This is a genomic window from Mycobacterium sp. SMC-4 (assembly GCF_025263265.1).
Taxonomy (GTDB): domain Bacteria; phylum Actinomycetota; class Actinomycetes; order Mycobacteriales; family Mycobacteriaceae; genus Mycobacterium.
The window spans coordinates 1120016-1143193 of the sequence record NZ_CP079869.1; the positions used below are offsets into that span (position 1 = coordinate 1120016).

17 protein-coding genes and 1 pseudogene are annotated in these 23178 nt (G+C 62.3%); 8 read left to right on the forward strand and 10 right to left on the reverse strand.

Annotation, left to right across the window (positions count from 1 at the left end):
• Positions 1-671 precede the first annotated feature (671 nt).
• Both KXD98_RS05420 and KXD98_RS05425 read right to left on the reverse strand, forming a co-directional pair.
• A complete protein-coding gene (locus KXD98_RS05420; protein ID WP_260762232.1) occupies positions 672-1679 on the reverse strand; it encodes a hypothetical protein in 1008 nt (335 codons plus the stop codon).
• A 198-nt stretch (positions 1680-1877) separates the two neighbouring features.
• The gene (locus KXD98_RS05425; RefSeq protein ID WP_260762234.1) at positions 1878-2678 is read right to left on the reverse strand and encodes an H-NS histone family protein; all 801 of its coding nucleotides are present in this window, start codon (positions 2676-2678) and stop codon (positions 1878-1880) included.
• Between the two features lie 323 nt (positions 2679-3001).
• Between KXD98_RS05425 and KXD98_RS05430 the strand changes: the two genes are divergently transcribed.
• The gene (locus KXD98_RS05430) at positions 3002-3340 is read left to right on the forward strand and encodes a hypothetical protein (RefSeq protein WP_260762235.1); all 339 of its coding nucleotides are present in this window, start codon (positions 3002-3004) and stop codon (positions 3338-3340) included.
• 294 nt (positions 3341-3634) lie between these two features.
• On the opposite strand, the gene KXD98_RS05435 is transcribed toward KXD98_RS05430, so the two are convergent.
• Complete coding sequence (locus KXD98_RS05435; protein WP_260762236.1) at positions 3635-4555, reverse strand: hypothetical protein; 921 nt, start codon at positions 4553-4555, stop codon at positions 3635-3637.
• A gap of 502 nt (positions 4556-5057) precedes the next feature.
• Here KXD98_RS05435 and KXD98_RS05440 point away from each other — a divergent pair.
• Positions 5058-5801: a hypothetical protein gene (locus KXD98_RS05440; RefSeq protein WP_260762237.1), complete on the forward strand. Its 744-nt coding sequence runs from the start codon at positions 5058-5060 to the stop codon at positions 5799-5801.
• 2 nt (positions 5802-5803) lie between these two features.
• On the opposite strand, the gene KXD98_RS05445 is transcribed toward KXD98_RS05440, so the two are convergent.
• Positions 5804-6226: a hypothetical protein gene (locus tag KXD98_RS05445; protein ID WP_260762238.1), complete on the reverse strand. Its 423-nt coding sequence runs from the start codon at positions 6224-6226 to the stop codon at positions 5804-5806.
• A gap of 373 nt (positions 6227-6599) precedes the next feature.
• Here KXD98_RS05445 and KXD98_RS05450 point away from each other — a divergent pair, with 373 nt between their 5' ends.
• The 4 genes from KXD98_RS05450 to KXD98_RS05465 all read left to right on the forward strand — a co-directional run bounded on the left by KXD98_RS05450 (position 6600) and on the right by KXD98_RS05465 (position 9924).
• The gene (locus KXD98_RS05450; RefSeq protein WP_260762239.1) at positions 6600-7514 is read left to right on the forward strand and encodes a site-specific DNA-methyltransferase; all 915 of its coding nucleotides are present in this window, start codon (positions 6600-6602) and stop codon (positions 7512-7514) included.
• Between the two features lie 73 nt (positions 7515-7587).
• Positions 7588-8334 carry a DUF262 domain-containing protein gene (locus KXD98_RS05455; protein WP_260762241.1) on the forward strand — a complete coding sequence of 249 codons (747 nt, stop codon included), beginning with the start codon at positions 7588-7590 and terminating at the stop codon, positions 8332-8334.
• A gap of 22 nt (positions 8335-8356) precedes the next feature.
• A complete protein-coding gene (locus tag KXD98_RS05460) occupies positions 8357-8890 on the forward strand; it encodes a hypothetical protein (RefSeq protein WP_260762243.1) in 534 nt (177 codons plus the stop codon).
• Positions 8887-9924 carry a HEPN domain-containing protein gene (locus KXD98_RS05465; protein WP_260762244.1) on the forward strand — a complete coding sequence of 346 codons (1038 nt, stop codon included), beginning with the start codon at positions 8887-8889 and terminating at the stop codon, positions 9922-9924. Before KXD98_RS05460 ends, KXD98_RS05465 begins: the two co-directional genes overlap by 4 nt.
• A 521-nt stretch (positions 9925-10445) precedes the next feature.
• Here the strand turns inward: KXD98_RS05465 and istB are convergent.
• The 5 genes and pseudogenes from istB to KXD98_RS05490 all read right to left on the reverse strand — a co-directional run bounded on the left by istB (position 10446) and on the right by KXD98_RS05490 (position 18184).
• The gene (istB, locus tag KXD98_RS05470; protein WP_260759568.1) at positions 10446-11225 is read right to left on the reverse strand and encodes an IS21-like element helper ATPase IstB; all 780 of its coding nucleotides are present in this window, start codon (positions 11223-11225) and stop codon (positions 10446-10448) included.
• Positions 11222-12739, reverse strand: coding sequence for an IS21 family transposase (gene istA, locus KXD98_RS05475; protein ID WP_260759569.1), 1518 nt, complete (start codon positions 12737-12739; stop codon positions 11222-11224). Before istA ends, istB begins: the two co-directional genes overlap by 4 nt.
• Positions 12740-14137: 1398 nt before the next feature.
• A pseudogene (locus KXD98_RS05480) lies at positions 14138-15408 on the reverse strand (IS3 family transposase).
• A gap of 188 nt (positions 15409-15596) precedes the next feature.
• A complete protein-coding gene (locus KXD98_RS05485) occupies positions 15597-17429 on the reverse strand; it encodes an LpqN/LpqT family lipoprotein (protein WP_260762245.1) in 1833 nt (610 codons plus the stop codon).
• Positions 17430-17593: 164 nt separating this feature from the next.
• Positions 17594-18184, reverse strand: a complete 591-nt coding sequence (locus tag KXD98_RS05490) for a TetR/AcrR family transcriptional regulator (RefSeq protein ID WP_260762246.1) — start codon at positions 18182-18184, stop codon at positions 17594-17596.
• A gap of 76 nt (positions 18185-18260) precedes the next feature.
• Here KXD98_RS05490 and KXD98_RS05495 point away from each other — a divergent pair, with 76 nt between their 5' ends.
• Complete coding sequence (locus KXD98_RS05495; RefSeq protein WP_260762247.1) at positions 18261-19997, forward strand: FAD-dependent oxidoreductase; 1737 nt, start codon at positions 18261-18263, stop codon at positions 19995-19997.
• A 1-nt stretch (position 19998) separates the two neighbouring features.
• On the opposite strand, the gene KXD98_RS05500 is transcribed toward KXD98_RS05495, so the two are convergent.
• Complete coding sequence (locus tag KXD98_RS05500; protein WP_260762248.1) at positions 19999-22212, reverse strand: ATP-binding protein; 2214 nt, start codon at positions 22210-22212, stop codon at positions 19999-20001.
• Between the two features lie 231 nt (positions 22213-22443).
• Here KXD98_RS05500 and KXD98_RS05505 point away from each other — a divergent pair, with 231 nt between their 5' ends.
• Positions 22444-23109 (forward strand): response regulator transcription factor, encoded by a 666-nt coding sequence (locus tag KXD98_RS05505; protein WP_260762249.1) that lies wholly within the window; start codon positions 22444-22446, stop codon positions 23107-23109.
• Positions 23110-23178: the final 69 nt, after the last annotated feature.

Below are 23178 nucleotides of genomic sequence, written 5' to 3' on the forward strand. Positions count from 1 at the left end.
GCCGCTTACTTTCCGACAACTCGTAAATAGGCGGATCTTACTCGTTCGCTTCGGCGCCGTATGGCAGCTTGAACCACCCCGGGTTTGGTGCACATCAGGGACTCGAAGGATGTTAAAGATGAGTGGCGGGATATTCTCAGCGGCGCAGTCGAGTTGATTCCGGGAGCAGGCCAAGTCCACGGTTGGCTCGTTCTTAGTGGACGTGATTGGCCCTGGAATTAGCAGCTGGGTATCGTCAAGTTTCCGCACGAAGCTGCACAGGCACCGCGCCCGATGCCGTGCGTACCGTCCGCACGTGCACCGCCACCCCACTGTCTTCGACCGGCCGCAGGTTCAACAACGACATCACCCGCGGGGCCGCAGCGCGATCCCGCGCCGGGCGACACGCTATCGTCTCGTAATGCGTTCCAACGCACTCCCGAACTGCCCGCAGCCACGCGGGGGAGCTCAGCCGCAACCAGGCTCCCTGGAGACACCGCATTCCCGCGGCGTGGGGCGGCACCCGGTCCGGATCGCGAGCGCAGCCGCCCCGGCCCTGGCCCCTGATCGCTGGGGGCGGTGACCGGCTGCCAGTCGAGCGGCTCCGGGGCGGATGATCCGGTGTCGAAGAAACCCGATCTCACCGCCGTCAGCCCGGCAATGATGATTGGGAGCGAGGCCGGACCGCTGAACTATTCCCATCCAATTATTGAAATGTACGGGTTCGGGCCTCTCCCCAAAGCGCCGTTCAAATCGATTTCCGTCGGCTCATTGCGGTTTTGGAGATTGGCACGATACAGCTTGTTTGCGTTGTCTCTACCCGAGACCAGCATGAGTATCTCGGTGCCACTTGAGTTCGCGGCTAAAACATGAATTCGGGCCCCGTCTGGGGTGATTCGCTGGATCTCTTCGCCACAAGCTTTGAGATCATTGCCATTCCTGACAGGTAGCGAATATATGGAAGCCGAGGCGAACGATGCCTCTATATATCGATCCCCAGGCAACGCCCACGCCGCAAAGCACCGATTCAGACTGCCCCACCCAATTTCCTCTTGCGGGACGGAGGGTGGCCAGAATTTTGGCACTTCGGGTTCCGACGATTCTCTAACAACGGTTTGTGTATCCGTGTCGAAGTACTTCCACTGGTACCCTTCCGCGAACATCAACAACCCGTCGTCGGTGAAAGATGGCGAAGAGTATGACGGATCTTGATCGAAATCGCCAGTCGGGTGAGGGATCAGATCATTAACGACCACCAGTTGACCCTTGGAGAGATCGTAGTACGCAACTTCTCCGTTTCTGCGAGCGTCGACCAGCATCTTTTGGAAGTCCCGGCTGAATCGGTGCCTATATTCTTGTGCAGCGAATCTGATGTACTCGCCTACAGTATTCGGAGTATTGAGCTTGCAGCCTTTCGACATCAAACCTTCGGGATACTGAGCAACATCAACTAGACGGCGGCTACCAAGGTCCAGCTTTTTGATCGATATCGTTGACGGAATTTTTTCCGACCGCATTGATAGGTCTTCACAGAACAGAAGAACAGGGCCCTCAAAATCGAACGATTCCGCAGCCGCTCCTTCTGCTGCCGGTGGCGCCAACGACGTCGGCGGCATCTCTGCGCTGGCACCGATAGTCGTTGGCGCAACTTCTTGGCCACTGTTTGAGCATGCTGTTAATAGTGTAAGTGCTGACAACATAGACAGCGCTCCGCGGAGCATCACTTGCACCACCACTAAATGCCTCCCGTCGCGCTGGACTCGTCCACAGTCAAGTTGTTTTGCTATCACACCCGTTGCCTTTACCTCAGCGGTTGACTCACTGTAGGAGCGTCGCAAGCGAAGTTTGCAGTCAACGTCAAATCTTGGTGATCGGTGCGTTCCTACACGATGACCGTCCTAGCCGGGGCAGAAAGGTTCAACGCGCAGTCCCTGGGTTCCGGCGGATTCCAATTCGGCCGCGATCGCAGGTCCGCCGTCCACTGGGCTCCCCTCGGGAGCCATAAGTTCCCATACGACCAGCGACGACCCGTCGGTGACCACAGACATCTGCGACTGAAAGTTGTGCGGAGTTTTCTTTCCGAATTCGCAGGCATCAATTCGCTCCTCTACCCATGCGTCGTTAAGAGGAGGTATCACCACGGCCCAGTCGTGAAAAGTACTACGGTTGATGCACTCCATGACATCCTTCTGTCCCATGCTCGGAGTGCCACATTCAAGACCCAAGTCCAACGACTCAAGCAGGGCGGCCGCCTTCTCAAATGTCCACTCCCCAGGGCCAGTGTCGCGGGCGACGTCCACGGATTCCGCTTCGAACTGATCAGCACTACCCAACAAGTCCCAGTCAATCATTTCGTTGATCTTCGCCTCATGATTGCCCGGACACTTCTCGTCTAGAGACATCACGACAACCTCCCCGATCGGCCTGCGCGTTCCCCCACCCGTGTTGAACTCTTCAGGCGCCGCAGCGGATGGATCGAGTCCGTAGTCGCGCATCATCTGCCGCACCTCCTGTAGCGCCTCGGACGATTCCTTTACCGCCGCCTCCCTGTCCGGATTCGAGATAAAGGAGGACGACTTCCGCAGGTACTCGCTGCATGTCATCGCCTGGTATCCGATTGAAACACCACCGCAAGCGGCAACGTTGGACACCATAATGGCGAGCGTCACGAGTGCGGCACGACCGCTAAGTAGACTCATTACCGGTACCTTTGAGTGGCTATTGGAATGTCAATCGCGAATCTAGATTGCGAAGACATTGGATAGGTTCGTTAGGTGAAGTTTGTTACTCACCGTCGAGCGCCCTGCAACCCACCCCAGAGATGAGCCCCCCGCCCATGGTGACAGCCGCACTCCACCCGATCCCGCTCGTTCTGGTCCGCTGCATGTTGCAGGTTTAGCACCGCCAGAGGCGAGACCGGCATACTCCGTTCGACCGACACGGGCCTGCTCGGGTTTGTCGGAACAACGGTGGATCTGGACTTCGTCTGTTACGCGGGGCGTGAGCTTGACGGGAAGAATTGATGATGTTCGAAACACTCGAATCCGTAGCGATCGAGGTGGATAACGAAGAGCTTGCCGAGCAGCTGCTCGCCCTGAATCACCCGGGGAGTCCAGAGACTCCGGACTCCCGGGGGCGGTTCACTGCTGCGCCGACGCCGAGGTCCGCACACCACAAGCGTCAAGAGTCGATGATCCGCGTGCAGACACGTTTACCGAAGGAACACCTTGCGGCGATCGCTGTGGACATCACGCGTGATTTGGTCGGCAAACCAACCTTCAATCAACTCGCGTATTGGTCGGTCCGACACATCGGCAATAGGAGCCGTACCTACTCTTCGGTGTTTTCAAGCGCGCATTAATCGGGCAAGCCGTTGGGTATCGGCCGCTTATGACACTCCATCTGAACATCACGCCGTTTGAAGGGGGTTGGCGGGCGGAAACTGGTATCGATGAGTTCGAGACGTCGCGGGAGGTCGTCAATTTCATTCCGATGCCGAAGCTAGCCATGCGACTTTCCATGAGATGGCGAAGACTTGGTATTCAGCAGCGACGAGAAGAGCACCGTGATGGCTTAGTCGGCCTTTCTTCCTGCGGATCGGCAGCATGCTGATCGTAGAGGGTCGTTCGTTCAGTCGGCGTTTTGAGCAGCACTCTTATGAGCGAGTCAATGTATAGAGGAGGTCTCCGCTCTTTGAATACACGGAAACTGTGTTGTTGCCGTTGAACTCGACAAGATAGGAAGACCGATTAGGCGACTGACTAACGATGAGCGTGTAGCGCCCCGCTGAGTCCGGTTGATCGGACAACTGGCATGTCATTGGTCCACCAATGTCCAGTTGCCTCCCATTGCTATAGTAAAACCCTTCACACAACCCGTTATCAGCAAGTCTTTTATCAGCAGTGCCGTCGGATGACGACCAAATTCCTACCAAAGATTTGGGGCCGTCTCGATCGGAGCCACTGCCGTCCGAGCCTCCGCTCGCGCCGGGCAGCGGGGCGACCTGAAAGTCGAGCAGTTCGACAGAGCCCGACCAAACGGTGACGATGAGGTTGCCGCACGATTCCTTGCCCAATTGGTGCGTGAAGACCTCCCGTCCGTCAACGGAGAAGGTCTGCTGACCTGGTGAGACCTGCAGAACGATGTCATGCCACTCGGCGTCGAATACCGCGCTGGCGACATCTGGGATCGGATCCTCGAAAAGAGGCACGCCGTAGGCAGATTCGGCGAAATCAGCTCGGACACCAGCCGAGTACTGTGCCCTCCGCTGACCATCGCCATACCTAGGGGCTCCGCCGATTCCGAGGGCAAAGCCACCGGGCTCTCCTTCAACGTACGAAGAGGCTCGCATCGTGCCGCTGATCCGCGCCTCACACATTTCCACTCCCGCGTGCCGGAACCCAGCGTCGCTGTCATTGGCGGCGGAGCTGCTGAGCCGGACCCCTCTGCCGTCACCATCAACGGCTGCCTGCACCGGCCCGAACGCCTCCCACTGATCGAAATCAGACTCGCCGAACGCGGATCGGGGCGCGCTGATCGCCGCGTACACCCAACCCCCGACGCCCACCAGCGCCACCGTCGCCACTGCAATGAGACCGACGAGCTTCCAGGGAAACCGCGATGGTCGGCGCGACGCAGGCGGTGGCGGACCTTGAGGTGGCTGACCCCATATCCCCGCGGGAGCATACTGAGGTTGCCCTGGTGCCGGACCGACCGGCGGCGCCGACCAGGGTGATGCACCGTCCCACGGTGGCCGCGGCGAATTTGACGGATCTGGTCGGCTCCAGCCCGGACCACCTTGATAAGACACTTCGTTCCCCCAAACTGCGTCGGCGTCCCGATCCAGAGATCGTCGGCCTGCCGAGGTTAGCGTAAATCCGCTGGCAACGAATGAAATGCCGCCCAGTGAGAGTGTGGCGCTGCCACGCCAGCTGATGCGGCAAGCGTCGGGAGGATCCCGGCCGCCTGAGCACCCGCGATGTGGGTGCGAGAGCCACCTGACGTACCGATGAAACATCGGGGATGATGCTACCGATGAGCGGCTACAGTTTGGGCTGGCAAAGTAGAGGAGCAACGGCGTGGCGAGTCTGTCCCAAGGTGGTCTGAGCGTATTCATCCGATCCGCTCTCGCTGTTGGAGCTGTTGGGCTCATCGCCGGATGCAGTAGCGACCAGGCGACGCAGAGCGGTCAATCTTGGCCACCGGGGACATCAGTTGCGCAGGGCGAGCTTGCTCCGTTGGACATGTATTACACCGACATTCGCGGCGAAGACTATGGCCGACAGCTCGACGTTGTTGCTCCATACCTGGAAGAAAAGCGCGATGCGTCAAAAGCGACTTTCGGTGCCAATGAGCTGCCTGATCCAACGAAGCTGTCAGGCGATAAGAAGTGGGTTCAGGAAGTTCTAAATCGGATCTCCTATGACATCAAAACGGCTTCGCTTGAGCAGAACACCACTTTGGGGCGGAATCTGCTAAGCGGCGTGTACGGACCGGGAGCCGAATCGATGCTCTCGATGTCCGCCCTGATCGGAAATGGGCAGGGGGAAATCTCCGCCCGAAAGATGGTTGACGCAGTCAGCGAGCGGTTCTCGTCTGGGGAGATCGACTTTGGAACGAGAAAAATTGACATTAAAACTGACACGATCCTCGCGAACATCATCGATATGAACAATGCCTCCGTCTGGAATATGTATATCTCGACCTACGCGAGCCAAGACGGTGAGCATAAGGTGCCGGTAATCGTTGCGATGGTCAGTCCCGAGAATCGAAACTTTCGGTCTGGTGACCTGGTTCCAACCTGGAGGCCGAAACCCTCCTAGCATCAACAATCGGCGCTTTGAATAAAGCCTCTTGACATGACCCCGTCCGTGAAAAAATATCCTGGGTACATATGTCCAAGATTTAAGGCCAAGCCCAATCTTTCGTGGTTCGTTGCGTGGAAGTTCCAGGTCGAGCAGCAGCGGATGGAAGCGGCTTCACGGGTGGCAGCGTAGCCGGCGAAGGCAGTGCGCAGGAGTTCGGTGCTGATGGTGTCTAGCGGCATGATCGCGATCGGTTGCTTGTCGCCGACGATCAGTGCGGCAATGGCGTCGAAGTCCTGGCGGTAGGCCTTCATGGTCTGGGCCGAAGGCTTTCGTGTGCCGCGATCAGCGAGGAACGCCTCGAACCAAGCCAGCCTGTCGTCACGTTCGGACGGAGTTTGCGCAGCGGGCGGAGGCACCGCACCATCACGGCCGGCCTTCATGGATATCAACGGTTATCCACGAGAGCAAAGGCGTTGTGTTCAAGATTGCCCCGTAACGAGCAGTGGCTCATTTGATTGGTCGCGGTGTGCTCAGTGCGATGGTGCGCATGGGGGCCAGAGGTCGCGTTGGCGCACGGCTCGGCGGCATCGCAGCGGTACGATCAGCGTCGTGAAGTCGTCGGGGGACCATCGCACTTGGGGATTCTCGGAGGACCTACTCCGACTGAACGCGGTGTGCCCGTATTACACGATGTTCCCGCTTGCCTTTCCTTTCGAACAGTTGGCTTCCCATGGCCCGACGACGAGCGTGCTCGACCCGTTCTGTGGGAGGGGCACCACACTGTTCGCGGCGCGAGCCGTAGGGGTCCCGTCGGTGGGAATCGACGTCAATCCGGTCGCCGTTGCCATCGCCCAAGCGAAGGTTGCGAAGGTGAGCGCTGCCGCAGTCGTACGATTAGCAAAGAAGATTCTGCGAGACGGTACACGGCAGGTCGCGCCGCAGGGGGAGTTCTGGCAGCTGTGCTACGAAACCGAGACGCTGCAAGAAATCACTACTTTGCGCGCAGCCTTAATGAACCTGCACACGCCGACCGCAGCAATGTTAAGGGCGATCATGCTGGGTATCTTGCATGGCCCCCGCAACAAGGGGCTGCCGTCATACCTTTCGAATCAGATGCCACGCACATACGCGTCCAAGCCGGGCTACGCCGTCAAGTTTTGGACGACCCGAGCACTGCAGCCCGTGCGGGTTGACACCCTCGGTGTCATCTCGCGACGAGCCGAGAGACTTCTGGACGCGCAGCCTCCTTCCTCTGGAGGGAAGGTGTACCTGGGCGACTCGGTGGAGGTCCTTAATGGGTTGCGTCAGACTTTCGACCTGGTTGTTACGTCCCCGCCCTACTACGGTATGCGGACCTATTTGCCCGACCAATGGCTGCGTTCCTGGTTCGTCGGCGGCGCACCCGAGGTGCCCTACGGGTCGGTCGGCCAGATCGCGCGCCAGCCGAGCCAGGCAGCTTTCGTCGCCGCACTAGCCGACGTGTGGCACGCCACCGCACTTCGGTGCCGTAGCCGGGCCCGATTGGCCGTTCGATTCGGAGCCCTTCCTTCGGCGCGCACCGACCCGACTCGGCTTCTGCTCGACTCGCTTGAGCAGGCAGAGTCGGGGTGGGTCGTCACCGAGGTTAGGCCCGCCGGTACCTCGCCCTACCAGGCTAGGCAGGCCGAACAGTTCGTGAAGGCGGGTTCCGCGGTGGGCGAGGTCGACGTGGTGGCCGAATTACGATAACTACGAACTATTCTCGTATTTCCGCAGCGGACCTCGCGCCGCGCGGCGTAACCACGCGGAGGATGAGCGCAACGTGAGAGTCCCACTGCTGCCCGGTGAAGCCATTCACGACCTGAAGCGCAAAGACACGCCACCGATGAGCGACGCCGACCTGAACCGGCGCTACTCCAAGGAGGGCGTCCGCATCGTGATCGAGCAGGCGCGGTATCCCCTGAATCAGATACTGGCGATGTTCACCGACACCTTCGAGACGGAATCGGGTGAAATCGAGGCGAAGTACAAGCGCGATCCCGAATACCAGCGTCGCCACCGCTGGGACGAAGGGCGCCAGTCACGTTTGATCGAGTCGTTCCTCATGAATGTTCCCGTGCCCCCGGTATTCCTGTACGAGTACGAGCTGGCGCGATTCGAGGTGATGGATGGTCGGCAACGACTGACTGCGTTGATGGATTTCTATCAAGGCAGGCTTCATTTGACGGGCCTGCAACATTGGCCGGAACTCAACGGAAGAACGTATTCGGCGTTGCCAAGTTCAATTCGCGATGGCATCGACCGCAGATACTTGTCGTCGATCATCCTGCTTAATGAGACGGCAGCGGATCCCGAACAGGCTGCCTTCCTCAAGAAGTTGGTCTTCGAGCGTCTGAACTCCGGAGGAGTCCGTCTCAGCGGCCAGGAAACCCGCAACGCCGTCTACGACGGGCCGCTAAAACGACCTCTGTTTGAGGTTGTCGCGGATTACGGAACTGAGGTCGGTCCTCGGCACGCCGCTGGATCCCAACGGACTAGCAGACCTCACCGACGTCGACGACGAATCTGACGACGACGGTGGCGGACCCGAATTGGGTGGCGACACCCAGGGCGTCGAGGTGACCGCCGCTGGGCTAAAGCTGTATAAGTCAATGGAAGATGTCGAAATCGTGCTGCGATTCTTCGCCTACCGACACTTCGATAAGTTCACCCAGGGGCTCAACAAGATATCCGAGTTTCTTGACGAGTTCCTTATGCGCGGCAACCGCTTCGATGAGGACACGCTCGCCGAATATGAACGAATCTTCGTCGACAACATTTCTTTTTGGTACACGGTCGGGGGCCCGGTGGCTTTCCAAGTCAAGGGCAGTAACCGGCACTTCAGCAAGATCGCCTTCGACTCGTTAATGTATGCTAGCTCGGCGCTGAGCGGCGAGCGGCGAGCGAAGTTGCTGACCCAGCCGTCGCTTGTGAGAGCCGCCATTGACGCTATGTACAACGAACATTCAGATGTATTTGGTGGCCGCAGGACCAACGCTGCCGACGCACGCAAGCGAAATGAACATGCCTACGAAGCGTTGAACACCGTCCTTCATCAGATCGACGGTTTGGCCCCGCAGTCTTGATTCCTAAGTACGACGCGCTCGCGGCGGATCTGGACTTGATTCGGCGCTACCTCGATACCGTCTCACAAGTACAACAGACGACGGACCAACGCCGATTCGCCTACATCGCCGGCATTTCGGCGTTGTACGCCTCGTTCGAGACGTTCGCCGAGCAACTCGCGTTCCGATTTAGTCAGTTGATGCTCAGCGATCCCAGGGCCTTGTCTGTTCTGCAGGTGCAAAATCTGCGCAGCAGGTACGTGCAGAACGCGTCCGCTCTATTAGGCAAGAATCTTGGAGTGGGTCGGTACAAGGAGATCGACGAACTCGACATCGCCAAGAGTTTGGCCTCCTGTCTGGATGATTCGCACCCCTACGATCTTCGCCTCGAGGTAATTGCGCTTCATAACTCCAACTTGCGCTGGGACACCATGGCCGATCTGTTCCGCTGGGCGGTGCCAGACCTGCCGAGTCGGATCCAGCACGCGGATGCTGTTCGCAGTTGGCAGGTGAAGTCTGGTCTCGGCGAAGCGGCGTTGCCGACAGAATTGCTCGCCCGAGAGCTGGCAGATCTCGTCGAGCGTCGAAACGAGGTGTCGCACCGCGCAATTCCCGGTGAGATCATTTCCCCAGAACAATTACTGGCCAAAGTCGACTTCATTGAGGCAGTAAGCCTGGCGCTTGTGGCTAGCCTGTCGTGTCTTGTGCTAGAGGCGTCCCGTGGAAGGAACGAGAGCGAGGTGCTGGGTGTCCCAACCGAGTATTACCAGAAGGGGCGCATTGTCGTCATTCCGGCGTTAAGCGTGCCTGTAGAGGTAGGCGACGTCCTCTGGGCGTCGAATGGCCGTGTCGCACGTTGGGGTCGACTCCGGGAAATTCAGCTGGACGAGCGCAGCGTCCCACGAGCAGATTCCACGGTAGAAGCCGGCCTAAAGCTCGACTTCGCCGTGCCAAGGAACAGTGAGCTCAACGTGTGGCGCACGCCCGACACGGAGTTTGAACCCCCCGCAGGCATCTTTGGCGACAGAGGACCGCTGGCTTCGGACGGCCGTTGATCGACGCAGCGCCCGAGGGCACCTGGGGCTACTTCATTCGCCCAGGGCCGACAGGGCCTTGCGCGGCGTGTGCGTCGCTCAACAAGGTGGTTCCATTTCATGGATAATGACGATTATCCATGAAGTTGGCCGAGAGCCGTTGTCGGTAAATCGAACCGAGTGTCAGAGTGACGAAACGCTTGAGGCGGGGAACGCCGACAGGCTCTCGAAACCCATTGCTGCCGATACGAATCCGCAGAGCGGGGACAGTGGGCGGAAAGTGTTGTAAAGGAGCCGAAAACGACGGGAAAAGTGGTGGCCGACAAGCTATCCGATGTTTTGTGAATCCCGTTCGTCATCGAAAGGGTTTCGAGATGCTTCTGGCAGCACTAACCTCCATCAATGCCGCGCTACGCTTGTCAATGGACATTTGAAAGTGCCCGTGGGCGGACAGGAGAACTGCCCGTAGGTGGCCATTAAGAATTGCCCGGTGGCGGACACGAATCTGCCCATGAGGGTGTGTTCGCCACCGGCTGGGTCGGTCAGGTCAAGGGGTGGACTCCTTTCCCGTGCAGGGCTTGGGCCAGGCGCACGGAATCGCCGCTGGTTTGGCATAGGTGCGCGTGGTGCAGCAGCCTGTCCACGGTCGCGGTGGCCAGCGTCTTGGGCATGAGCTCATCGAATCCGCTGGGGTGCAGGTTCGACGAGATCGCCACCGAGCGGCGTTCGTAGGCCGCCTCCACGATGCGGTAGAGCCCTTCAGCGGCATCCGCGCCGACCGGCAACAGTCCTACGTCATCGATGACGACCAGCTCAGCACGCACGATCTTGGCCACGGCCTTGCCCAGGGTGTCATCGGCGCGGTGCGCTCGCACCAGCACTCCGATCTGCTCGAGGGTGAACCACGCCACTGGCATGCCGGCTTCGATGACCTTTTGCCCGAGGGCTTCGAGGAAGAAGGTCTTGCCGGTGCCGGCGGGCCCGCAGACCACCAGGTTCTCCCGACGCCCGACCCATTCCAGGGTCTGCAGCGCCTGCTGGGTGGGCAACGGGATCGATGACGCCGTCGGGTCCCAGGCGTCGAAGGTCTTGCCGGTCGGGAAGCCGGCAGCTTTGCGGCGGGAGGCCAGCATGGAGCGGGCCCGGCCGGCGGCTTCCTCGGTCAGCAGGGCTTTGATGACTTCGGTGGGGTCCCAGCGTTGGGCGCGGGCGGTGGCCAGCACGTCGGCGGCGACGGCTCGGGCGTGCGGCAACCGCAACGCACGCATCAACGACTCCACCTCGGCCGGCAACGGTGCGGTAGTGATCGTGGTGGTGGTCATGCGATGCCCGCCTCGCCGGCATCGATGATGGTGCGGCCGAACAGGTTCCACCCACTGGTGCCTTGCGCCAGCGAGGTGTGTTCACCGGCGCCACGCCGAGTTAGGTCCAGGCCTTTGGCGGCGAGGATGGAGTCGAGATCACCGGTAGCGAAGCGGCCGTGCACGGCGGCATGCCCGAGCGCCCAGTCCACATCAGCGCGACCGGCCAACGCCGAGAGCTCGACGGCGTGGGCCATCTTCTGCAGGATGCGTTCGGTGCCGACGGCGGCGGCTTCTTTGAGCCACACCGCCGCACCCGGCCCGAGTGCGAGGAAGGTCTGCTCACTGACGGTGCGGGCCCGCACCCGGTAATCACCGGGAACCTTGTCGCGGTGGTCGGGGAAATGGTCATCGTCGATGGCGGGACTGCCGGGGGTGGCGCGGTGGTGTCGGGCCACTTCCACGGGGCCGCCGTCATCGAGAGCGCAGATCACCACCTCATCGGTCCCGTCGTGATAGCGGATCCAGACGGTCTGTCCCAATAGTGTTGCCGGCAGCGAGTATTGGCAGTGGTTGAAGGTGACCATCGGGGTGTTGTCGGGAACCCGGCGGGTCACCCCCAGCGCGGCGGTATGCGGCAGATCGGGGATGGCGTGCAGGGCCGGGCGTTCTGCAGTGAGCATCTCGGCCGGACGGCGACCCGTGGCGCGGTGGGTCCGGGCGTTGATCTCAGTGGTGAACCCGGCGCACGCCGCCTCGACGTCGGCGAACGAGTCGTACTGGGGCAGTAGGTTGGTATCGGTGGGCACGATGTCGGCCTTGGCGAGCTTGACCGCGTTTTCCACCCCACCTTTGGAGGCCGGGTCGGCCGGCTCACAGGTCAGCACCGAGATGCCGTAATAGCGGCCGAAGGTCACCGCGGCCCGGTTGCGGACCGGGACTCCGGCGATGTGTCCGGTCGTGACGGTCTTCTCGTTGTCGGTCAGCAGATAGGTCGGGGCACCCCCGATAATGCGAAAGATGCGGTCCAGGCCGGCGAACACGCTGGGTGCGGTGCGGTCGCGCAAGGCGATCACCACCCGGTAGCGGCTCCACGCCAGCCACGCCACCAGCAGCACGATCTTGCGGCCGGCCACCAGCGGGCCGTCGGCGAAGTCGTACTGCAGCCACAGTCCCGGCTCGGTGATCCACGGCCGGTGCACGCGCGTATTGCCCAGTCGCCATTGGGCTTTGATCTCGGCCAGCGCTCGGCGGGTGGTGCGGTCGGTACCGGTGTATCCCAGCGCCACCAGCTTGTCGTGGGCCTTGTCGCCGCGGATCTTGCCCTTCGAATCAGACACCCAGCCCTCCAGCAGATCGCGCCAGTCGTCGATCATCCGGGCCCGCCGGGTCGCCGGCGGCAGACCAGCGTCGCGGTCCTCGACGGCCTTCTTGACGGTGTGGTGCGAGCACCCACACAGCTCGGCGGCAGCACGGTAGGACCCGGTCAGGTCGTAGGCATTGAGTATTTCCATGAGTTCTCCGTCAGACTTCAAAGTAGGTCTCTCCTGGGGTTGTCGGTTCGACTTGGCATCGACATCGAAACCGCAGGAGAGGCCGCCCCGTCGCTTGGCGCGCCGGAGCGGGATGACGCGGTCTGGGCAGATTCATGGCCGCCAACGGGCACTTTCATGTCCGCCAGTGGGCAGTTCTTATTGGCCGCGCATGGGCATTTTCATGTCCGCCTGCGGGCATTTTTTCATGTCCGCCGACATACGCTGTATGGGCCTTGACCTGCACCGCGGCAACGAAGGGGCGGCCCAGCGGCAAGCTCACAACGACGAGGCATCCGTCCTGCGACGGCGCCGCTGTTGCCCTCAGACTAAGGCCGGGTCTGCTGCCGGCGAGTCTCAAGGGTTGCCCTCGGATTCGCTATTGCAGCGAGCGCTAACGTCGGCGGGGGTCGGTTGCTCGGGTTCTTGCGTTCCATGGCTCATCCCGATCATCCTCAGTGGCGTCGTTCTGACAAGCCGGAACACCCCCGGCCACTGCCGCCTCCTCGCCCACCTCCGCGACCGCAGGTCGGTGGCGGAGCTGCCGCATCCTCGATTCTGCCTCTGGCGGCGGTGCCCGTCGCCGGTTTGGTCTTTTTCGTCGCCGGATACTTTTTAAGCCTCGGCATCCTCTATACGCTCGGATTTGTAGTTTTCATCGTGGGAATTGTCGCGGTAATCATCCGCGCCGCTACACGCTCTGGCAATACAGATCGCCCTGTGCCACAGATCGCCTACACCGACGACGGTCGGCCAATCTACCCCGTCGTGGGCTACACTTCCGAAGGCACTGCGATCACGGCCGACCGTGCGGTTGGCTACCAGCCAATTAATCCGCGAACGAATTCCCTGGCGGTTGCCCCCTTGATTCTCGGCTTCGCCTTTCCCCTCCTGGCCATCCCGATTGGACATATCGCTCGGGGACAGATATGCGCACTGGGGAACAGGGCAGCGGTATGGCCTTGGCCGGGTTGATCCTAGGTTACATAAGTGTGCTAATTGCCGTCGTCGCACTACTGATCATTTTCGGAAACGTTAGTTGAGACGGCGGAATAATTGATGTCCTCGAATTTTCACGCGCCGAACCAGTAGCAGCTGCAAGAGACGATGCAAACGCTTCTGCCAGTTCCTGCAGGCAGTGCTGCAGGAGGTTTACTGCTGGCAATATCGATCGTGCTGGCAATCATATTCACGACAGCCTTCTGGGTTTACGCGGATGCCAAAGCGCTTGCTGGGCGTGGTCTTCCGGTAACTAGTTCGGTTGGCTCACTGCAACTCAACTCCCCGGCGGCGTGGTTCTTGGCCTGCCTTCTATTGTGGGAGGTATTCTTTCCCCTCTACATCAACAGTCGCAGTTCGGCCTAGGGCCAACTGAGGCACCCCGGTTTTGATGCACACCGGTTACTGGTGTGCGGCCTGCGATCGGGCTGCGTTTGCAGCGTAGTGGATGGCTTCGTAGTCGACCGGTGGGATGCGGCCCAGGCGGTGCATGAGCCGGTCGGTGTTGTACCAGTGCACCCATTCGGCGGTGAGCAGTTCGACGTCGGTCAAGCGGGTGCAGCGGGCCTCTCCGAAATGGTGAGTCGTCGCGGACGGCTTCGGTTTTGTATAGCCCGATCGTTGTCTCGGCGAGGCGTTATCGAATGCATCCCCGACAGTCCCGATTGATGGGATCAGTCCCGACAGTGCCAGTGTTTCGCCGAGCCGCACCGAGGTGTATTGCGAGCCCGCGTTGCTGTGGTGAATAGTGTTACCCAACAATGGATTACCCTCATCGATCCGGAGTTGCGCGGCGTGGCGGATTGCCTGGCGCACGAAGCGGTCTTCCTTGCTGGCCGAGCAGGTCCAGCCCACGATCCGGCCGGCGTAGGCATCGATGGCGAACGCGGTCTAGACGAACGCCCCGTCGGAGAGTCGCACATAGATGAAGTCAGCCACGAGCAGCACGTTGGGAGCGGGCACCCGGAACTGGCGTTTGACCAGATCGGCAGCCCGCGCCGCGGCCGGGTCAGCGATGGTGGTGCGGACTTTCTTGCGGCGGGTGACCCCACGCCAACCGTTGGCCCGCATGAGGCGCTCCACGGTGCAGCGGGCCACCGTAATGCCCTGTCGTTGCAGGTGCGCCCACATCTTGACCGCGCCGTACAGCGACTCCGGCTTACGCTGGCCGTGCTCATCGGGCTCGTAGAAGCCGGCCAGCACCTCGGTGATGACGGTGTCCCACAAGGACCGCGCTGGCGGGGGTCGGGCCAGCCAGGCGTAAAAGGTTCTCGGGGCGATCGCACAACCGTGCTCGGTGAGCACGCGGCAGATCGGAGCGACCCCGAACCGAGCGCGATGCTCGGCGATGAACGTACAGATCAGCAGTGTCGCGGGTCACTCTCCCGCGCGAAGAAAGTCGTTGCCGCCTTGAGGATTTCGATGGTCTCCTCAAGCTCCCGGTTCTTGCGCTTGAGCTCTCTGTTCTCGCGCACGACGTCGGTCGGCACCCCGTCACGACGGCCGGTGTCGACCTCGGCCTGATTGACCCAACGGCGCAGCGATTCGTAGGACACTCCCAACCGCTTGGCGACCGCGGTGAGGCAGGCCGTGCGGGTGTCGTACTCCTCGGCATGGCCGGTAACCAGTCCGACCGGTCGGGCCTTGAACTCGTCGTCGTACTTCTTCGGCATGATGGGGACAACCTTCCCTCGAAAGAAGGTGTGCATCAAACCCGGGGTGCTTCACCGTGAAGATCTTGATGTCGTCGACACCGAGATCGACGTGCCCAAGGCCGGTGATTTGCGTTGCCCCAGAGCTGGCCAGCAACATCCGTGCTATAGCGCACCGCGCTATTCGTGCGGTCTCCCGACCGGCCGTCTCACGGAGTGATGCGGGTCTGGTCGTCGATCGCGGCGGTCCCGTCCATCAGCGGATATGCCTGCTCCTCGGTGCCCTCGGCGTCGATCTGCAGCACGAACAAGCCATCCTGGCCGGGGATGACCACCGTCTTCTGGGCGATCATGCGCGGAACGCCCTCGCGGACGTAGAGACCGCCGATGGTCACGGCCTCGAAACCGCTCAGGGTTCCGCTCTGCCCGGTCTCGGGACCCTCGAACTCGGGCAGGGTCCGCAAGAAATTGGGAGCGACCTCCAGAACCCTGGCCGGGTCGGCGTTGCCGGTCAGCTTGAACATCCGCGCGACGATGGTTGCCGGGTCGGCTGCCGGGGGTTCTCCGGTGAAGGTCATCGCGCTGTAGGCGCCCCCGGGAGTGTTCGGGCCCATGTCGACCCAACCCTCGGGGGTGGGCAGTTTCACGGTCGGTGACCCCGGGTCCCGGGGCAGAACCGCAGCGCGCACCAGGTTGTTCTGTGCGATGTATTCGTCGAGCGTGGTGTTGGGGCCAACCGCCGCTGTTGGGGTGTTTGGTGGGTTTGTGGTTCGGTTGGTGGTGGTGCCGTAGTTGCCGGTCATGGGGGTGTTTGGTGGCGTGTAGTTGTTGCTGGCTGTTTGGGTGTTGGGGCCGGTGTTGGAGGCGATGATGGCGATGATGGCGATCAGCAGGGCCAGTGCGCCGGCGCCGGCGCCGATCAAGAGGCCGGTTCGTCGCTGGCTGTTCCCGGCGGCTGCGGGTGTGTGGTTTCTGAGCGAGGATGTGACGGCACCGAGCTTTGGGGCAGCGTAGGCATTGCCGGCGGTGACGGGGTAGACGGTTTGGGTGGTTTGTTGGTCGGAGGAACGCCGTTGTGCGCGTTCGTTATCGATGCCACACCACGGGCAGTACGGTGCTTCGATGGGGATTTGATGGCCATGGGGGCAGGTGCCGACGCGCAGTGTCTGTAGGGCGTGTCGCCATTCGTCTGCTGTGGGTCGGGAGTTGGGGTTGCGCGCCCCGTGGGTGAAGGCTCGGGTGAACAGTGTCTGTATGTGGTCGGGGAGGAATCCGGTCGAGGGCGCCAGCGGATGGGTGTGCAGTGGCGATCCCGGTCCGCCGGCCCAGTGGCCGGCCTTGGCCAGGGTCAGTGCGTCTGGTTGGTCGCCGGGGCCGGCCCATGTGCCGCGTTGAAAGGGGTGGTTTCCGGCCATCAGGAGGAGGTGGATGTGGACCGCGAGCGCGAAGAGGTCTGAGCTCTTGTGGCGTGCGGTGGTGGCGAGGTCGAGCCCGGCTAGTTCCGGGGCGGTGAACTCAGGCCGGCCGACTCCGCAGAGAAATTGGCGACCGGTGGGGTCGGTGAACTGCATGGAGTCGCAGTCGACCAGTGTCACGCGGGTGGTGTCGTTGACCAGAATGTTGCGTTCTTGGAAGTCGCCGATGACCGCGTCGACCTGGTGGACGGTTTCCACGGCCAGGCACAGGTTGGCTGCGACGCTGACCAGGTGCTGCCAGGTGACGTGGGGGGTCCATTGCGGTGCGGTGGGCAGGGGGTTGGTGCGGTCGGTCGGATTGCTCACCGAGTGGATTTCCACGGCGTTGGAGACGTCGATTCGTGACATGACGTAGCCGCAGACGTCGTCGCTGTCGATGACGTGTAAGGGCCAGGTGAGCACCACGAACCCGTCGGACTGTCGGGCGCTGTCGAGTCGGGTCGCTGCCATGGCGGCGACCTTGGCCTTTTTGGCGTGCAGGGCTTTGAGGTCCGGGTGAAAGATCTTGGCTACCCAGTCAGGCCTGCCAAGTATCTCGTAGATGGTGCCCTCGCCAGCACGCGCCAAGATCGCACCCAGTTGAATGGTCGAACCATCATCGAGTCGCAAGACCGCCGCCACGACATACCCCCCGCGCATTGTGCCGGCCCCTACATGCAGGACCGGCTGCGCCCATCATTGCAGGACGAGAGCCTGCGGGAGATGCCTCACGGGACGAAAGGTAGGGATTGTTATCCGAAGCTCTTCCGGGTCCGGGTCAGGTAGTCGTCGATCAGGTCCTTGCGCGCCGGTGAGTCGTCGACGGTGATCAGCAGCGCGTAGAGCCCGAGCAAGAAGTAGATGGCGCTGTTCATCGGCGTCACGTCGGCAGCGATGTCCCCGCGCTGCTGCGCGGCCCCCAGAGCTTCGGCCAGCGTCACGATCAGCGGGTGGTCATCACCTTCTTCTGCCGGCGGCCGGGTCGGTGAGAAGTGCAGTGCCAGAAAGTCTTTGAATAGGATGCGACCCAGTCGGCGTTCCAGGCCGAGCACTTGGCGCACTGCCTCTGCCAACACCGCGGCCGGGTCGTCGTGGGTCTTGGTGGCCGCGGCGAACCGCTTGGCGATGCGGGCCTCCTCCCGGCTCTCGAGTTCGAGCAGCACGTGTTCTTTGGTCGGGAAGTGGAAGAAGAACGTGCCGTGGGCAACGCCGGCCGCCCCGACGATCGCGCTCACGTCGGCCTCGGCCATGCCGGCACGCTTGAACTCCGCGACCGCGGCACCCAGCAACCGCTCGCGGGTCTGCAACCGCTTCGCCTCGCGCGTCGTCATCCCATTGGCCACAGTGCACGACATTATCGTCTGGCGAGTTCGGTCAACCCGCTGGCAAGTTACCGATCGGTAAGCACATACTGGTCGGATGAAGCCTGACTACGACGTCATCATCATCGGCTCGGGATTCGGCGGCAGCGTGACTGCGCTGCGTCTGACCGAGAAGGGCTACCGTGTCCTGGTCCTGGAAGCCGGCCAGCGCTACGCCGACCAGGAATTCGCCAAGACGTCGTGGAACCTGCGCAAGTTCCTGTGGGCGCCGCAGCTGGGCATGTTCGGGATTCAGCGGATCCACCTGCTCGACAACGTGATGATCCTGGCCGGCGCCGGGGTGGGCGGAGGTTCGCTGAACTACGCCAACACGCTCTACGTGCCGGCCGAGCCGTTCTTCAACGACGCGCAGTGGCGCGACATCACCGACTGGCGCGAGGAGCTGGCACCGCACTACGACCAGGCGCAGCGGATGTTGGGCGTGGTCACCAACCCGACGTTCACCGATGCCGACCGCATCATCAAGGAGGTCGCCGATGACATGGGTGTCGGCGACACCTGGGTGCCGACGCCGGTCGGGGTGTTCTTCGGCCCCGACGGCGCCAAGACCCCCGGCAAGACCGTGCCCGACCCGTACTTCGGCGGCGCCGGGCCGGCCCGCACCGGTTGCATCGAATGCGGCTCGTGCATGACCGGGTGCCGCTACGGCGCGAAGAACACCTTGGTGAAGAACTACCTGGGACTGGCCGAAAGCGCCGGTGCGCAGGTGCTTCCGATGACCACGGTGACCGACTTCAGCGAGCGTGGCGACGGCACCTGGCAGGTACGCACCGTGCGCACCGGAAGCCTGCTGCGGCGCAATCAGCGCACCTTCACCGCGCAACACGTCGTCCTGGCGGCCGGCACCTACGGCACCCAGAAGCTGTTGTTCAAGATGCGCGACACCGGCAGGCTGCCCAAGCTGTCCGACAAGCTGGGCGTGCTGACCCGAACCAACTCGGAGTCCATCGTCGGGGCGGGCCGGCTGCGGGTCGGTGACGATCTCGATCTCACCCGCGGGGTCGCGATCACCTCGTCGATCCATCCCACCTCCGACACCCACGTCGAGCCCGTGCGCTACGGCAAGGGGTCCAACGCGATGGGCCTGCTGCAGACGCTGATGACAGACGGCGCCGGACCCGAGGGTACCGATGTGCCCCGCTGGCGCCAGATCCTGCACATTGCCCGCGACGATCCGAGAGGCACACTGCGACTGCTCAATCCGCGACGGTGGAGCGAGCGCACGATGATCGCGCTGGTGATGCAGAACCTGGACAACTCGATCACCACGTTCACCCAGCGCACCCGGTTGGGATTCCGCCGTTACCGCAGCACCCAGGGCCACGGCGAGCCGAACCCATCCTGGATTCCGGTGGGCAACGAAGTGACCCGGCGCATCGCGAAGAAGATCGACGGGGTGGCCGGAGGTACCTGGGGCGAACTGTTCAACATTCCGCTCACCGCGCACTTCCTGGGCGGCGCGGTGATCGGCGACAGCCCCGAGCGCGGTGTCATCGACGCGTACCACCGGGTGTACAACTACCCGACACTGTCGGTCGTCGACGGCGCTGCCATCTCGGCCAATCTCGGGGTCAACCCGTCGCTGTCGATCACCGCCCAAGCCGAGCGGGCGGCGGCGCTGTGGCCGAACAAGGGTGAGCAGGACCTGCGGCCGGGCCAGGGGCAACCGTATCGGCGGCTTCCGCCGATCGCGCCCGCGCATCCGGTGGTTCCGGCCGAGGCGCCCGGCGCGCTGCGCAGTATCCCGATCGAGCCGGTCACCTCAGCGGGCTGAATCAGCCGGAGGTGTCGACGCAGTGGCGGACCAGACACCACATCTGGTCGCCGGAGATGACGATGTCGGCGTTGTCCAACCGATGCTGTGCCGGGCCGTCTGGGTCGGTATCACAGACCACGCTGACTTCGACAGAGTTCTCCGTGACGGTGACCACCAGCCGAGCATGGGTTTTCGCTAGTGCAAGGACCTCGCCGAGGGCTCCGGTCAGCGTGTCGATATCCGAGTCGGTCATATCCGGTAAGGCCCCGCTCAGGTCGATCGTCACGTCGACGTGGCGCGCCCCTGCAGCGTCGACGAGCGGGCGTATTCGCTGCATCAACGGATGATCAAAGGTGCTCGCTTGGTCGAACAAAGCTCGTAGCCGATGGCATTCCGCGCGTGCTCGCAGCTGCGTTGCCCGGTCGACTGGATGGCCCTGCGCGAGCGAGTCGAGCAGCGGAACCACGCTGTCGACGATGTCGGCATAGCGGCGTTGATACTCTGCCCGAAGTGCTGAGGTGACTCGCTCGCGGGCGAGAACCTCTTGGTGGGCGATGGTTTCGGCGTGTGCGTCGGCGGCGGCGTCACGCATGAGGCCGTAGAAGATCAACGCGAACAGTTGAACTCCGAGAATGCTGGCCGAGCCCAACCCGATGTTGACGAGCGCCGCTGAAGAGTGCTCCTGCCAAATCACCACTGCGTTACCGGTGACCCAATAGCCCAGCAGGATCGCCACTCCGACTCGGGTGCGCACGCCGAGGATCAGGGGCAGCACGCACCACCCGATGGCGCCCTGGGCCCAGTGTGCGTATCCGATCACCGAACCGGCAGTCACGGACAACGGCTGAGCGATGCTGATCACCAGCAACATGATTGCGGCCGGTCCTACGAAAGATGCACGGCCGTAGAGTATTCGGGGAAGAGCAACGAGCACGCTCAGGCCTGCAGCGACTCCCAGGATGGCGTTGAGGCCAGTCGCGGCGACGGCGTTCGCAGGCGGTACAGTGATGATCAAGTTGATTACGGCGTAAGCAGTCAGCGCCAATCCGTAGCGGGTCCGTGCGGGGGCCGTCAGGTCGTCGGCATCCTCCGCGACGCCTTCGACAGGTTCTTCGGTGGGCAAGTGCAATTCGACCGTGGTGCCGACGCCGGGGATCGAAAGTACCCGGGCGCCACCTCCGCAGCGTTGCATTCGGCCAACCACCGAATCTCGCAATCCGTGGCTGGTCCGCGGCGCATCGACATCGAAACCGACACCATCGTCCTTGACGGTGACGGCGTCGTCCGACACGGTGACCCGCAGCACTGATGCATGGGCGTGCCGATCGACATTCGTCATGACCTCGCGGACGGCGGCGATCACCGGCTGCGCGGTCCGTCCAGGAAGCCAGAGCCGCTCGAGACCGTCGTACTCGACCGGCGTCGTGATGTGCTCGGCGCACTGCCGCAGCGCGGCGGTGATATTCACCCAGGGTGGAGGCGCCACCCATGTGCCGTCGTGGAGCAGCGCGAGATCCCGGCGTGCCTGTGCCGCGAGTCGCTGCGGATCGATAACGGTGCCGTTTCCGACCATCATCAAGGTGGATGCTGCGGTGTCGTGCAGCAGCGCGAGCTGCTCATGCTCGTAGTCGCGCACGGCGTCGTTGACCTGTTGGGCCAGCTCAACCTGCTGGCGCTCGTTGCGGGCGCGGTCGATAGTGGATGCCAGGCCGAGCAGCATGTAGCGGATCACTGACGCAGTGGCCCACTGGACGGCGAAGTAGTAGAGAGCGGTCACCGATGCGACACCGTCCCACCCGAGGACACCGGCGGCCCCGTATGCATACGCCGCCGCGACGCCACTGGCCAGCATGAAGCTTGTCAGCGGCGCGACCGACACCGAAACGCTGACGACCGCGGTCCCCGCGATCGCCTGTGGAGCACTGTTGGACAGGTGGAATCCGGAGTCCGGTGCCAGGATCGGGATCGCCAGGCAAATACAAAGCACCATCAGGTAGTCCACGGCCAGCCAGCCGGGTGCCGCAGATCGCGTGGACAACCGATATAGCGACCAGGCCGCCATGATTGCCAGCAATGCGCGGCCCAGCGGCTGAGCCTGGGAGGCCGGATCGGCCAGCGCGACCAACGAGACCCCAAGGCCGACGGTGTTGCGCATCAGGAGGCCGACGAACGCGGCGCGCGCTCCGAGCTGGCGCCGGGAGGCGTCACTCCATTCCGCCACCTTCGCTGCCACCGGTCCCCCTACCGTCGTCAACGGATCCGGCGATACCGTATCCCGTCGCTCCGCAGGCCGGGTTCCATCAAGCACAGTGCTGGTAGCGCTGAACGTAGCAATACAAAGTTGGCTGACGCTCATGTCGGCAATGTCGGAGGTCTCTGTCGCACCGGGGAGCGCCTGCGCTTAAATTACCCGGCAGGTAACTGACGCGCTCGACAGAGTTTGCGAGCTCGGAGAGGGTAGGGGATGTCCCGCGGGGGTGCGGTCCGAATCGCAATCATCGACGACCACGATGTCGTGCACGCTGGTGTTCAGGCGTGGTGCGCCGAGACCGAACCACCGATCGAGGTCGTAGGTTGTTTCCTCGAGCCGTCCGAGTACTTCGCCGCCAGTAGCCGGGGCGCTATCGATGCCGACGTGGTCCTGCTGGACCTACAGATCGAGGGCAATCGCCCCGATTTCGAAGCCTTGCGTCGACTCTCCGATGGCGAGAAGCGGGTCATCGTGTACTCCCACATCACCGCTGACGAGGTTATCTTGACCTGCCTTGAGCTGGGGGCCGTGACGTACCTGGCGAAGTCGGAGGGCAAGCGCCACCTCATCGACGCCGTCCACGCCGCGCATGCTGCGACGCCCTACGTCGGTCCACGAATGGGCAAGGCACTCCTCAACGACAACACCCTGGGGCGGATCAAGCTTTCGGAGCGTGAAAAGCAGGTCCTGGTGGCGTGGTTCCAGACCGAGAGCAAGGAACTGGTCGCCAAACGGCTGTTCATTGCGCCGACAACCGTCCGCACGCACCTTCAGCGGGCTCGGGCGAAGTACGCCAGTGTGGGGCGGCCGGCGCCGACAAAGTCTGCGCTGCTGGCCCGCGCGATCGAAGACGGGATCTTGAGTCTCAACGACCTGTGAACGGCGGTTTCGTACGTTTGGGCGACAGACGGCATGGGGCGATGCGAATTACCGTGTGAGCGTCGGGGG

Excerpts from the sequence above, each read along its gene's own strand:
- KXD98_RS05420 (WP_260762232.1), bottom strand. The coding sequence starts at position 1,679 with ATGTTGTCAGCACTTACACTATTAACAGCATGCTCAAACAGTGGCCAA.
- KXD98_RS05425 (WP_260762234.1), bottom strand. The coding sequence starts at position 2,678 with ATGAGTCTACTTAGCGGTCGTGCCGCACTCGTGACGCTCGCCATTATG.
- KXD98_RS05430 (WP_260762235.1), top strand. The coding sequence starts at position 3,002 with ATGATGTTCGAAACACTCGAATCCGTAGCGATCGAGGTGGATAACGAA.
- KXD98_RS05445 (WP_260762238.1), bottom strand. The coding sequence starts at position 6,226 with ATGAAGGCCGGCCGTGATGGTGCGGTGCCTCCGCCCGCTGCGCAAACT.
- istB (WP_260759568.1), bottom strand. The coding sequence starts at position 11,225 with ATGACCACCACCACGATCACTACCGCACCGTTGCCGGCCGAGGTGGAG.
- KXD98_RS05495 (WP_260762247.1), top strand. The coding sequence starts at position 18,261 with ATGAAGCCTGACTACGACGTCATCATCATCGGCTCGGGATTCGGCGGC.
- KXD98_RS05505 (WP_260762249.1), top strand. The coding sequence starts at position 22,444 with ATGTCCCGCGGGGGTGCGGTCCGAATCGCAATCATCGACGACCACGAT.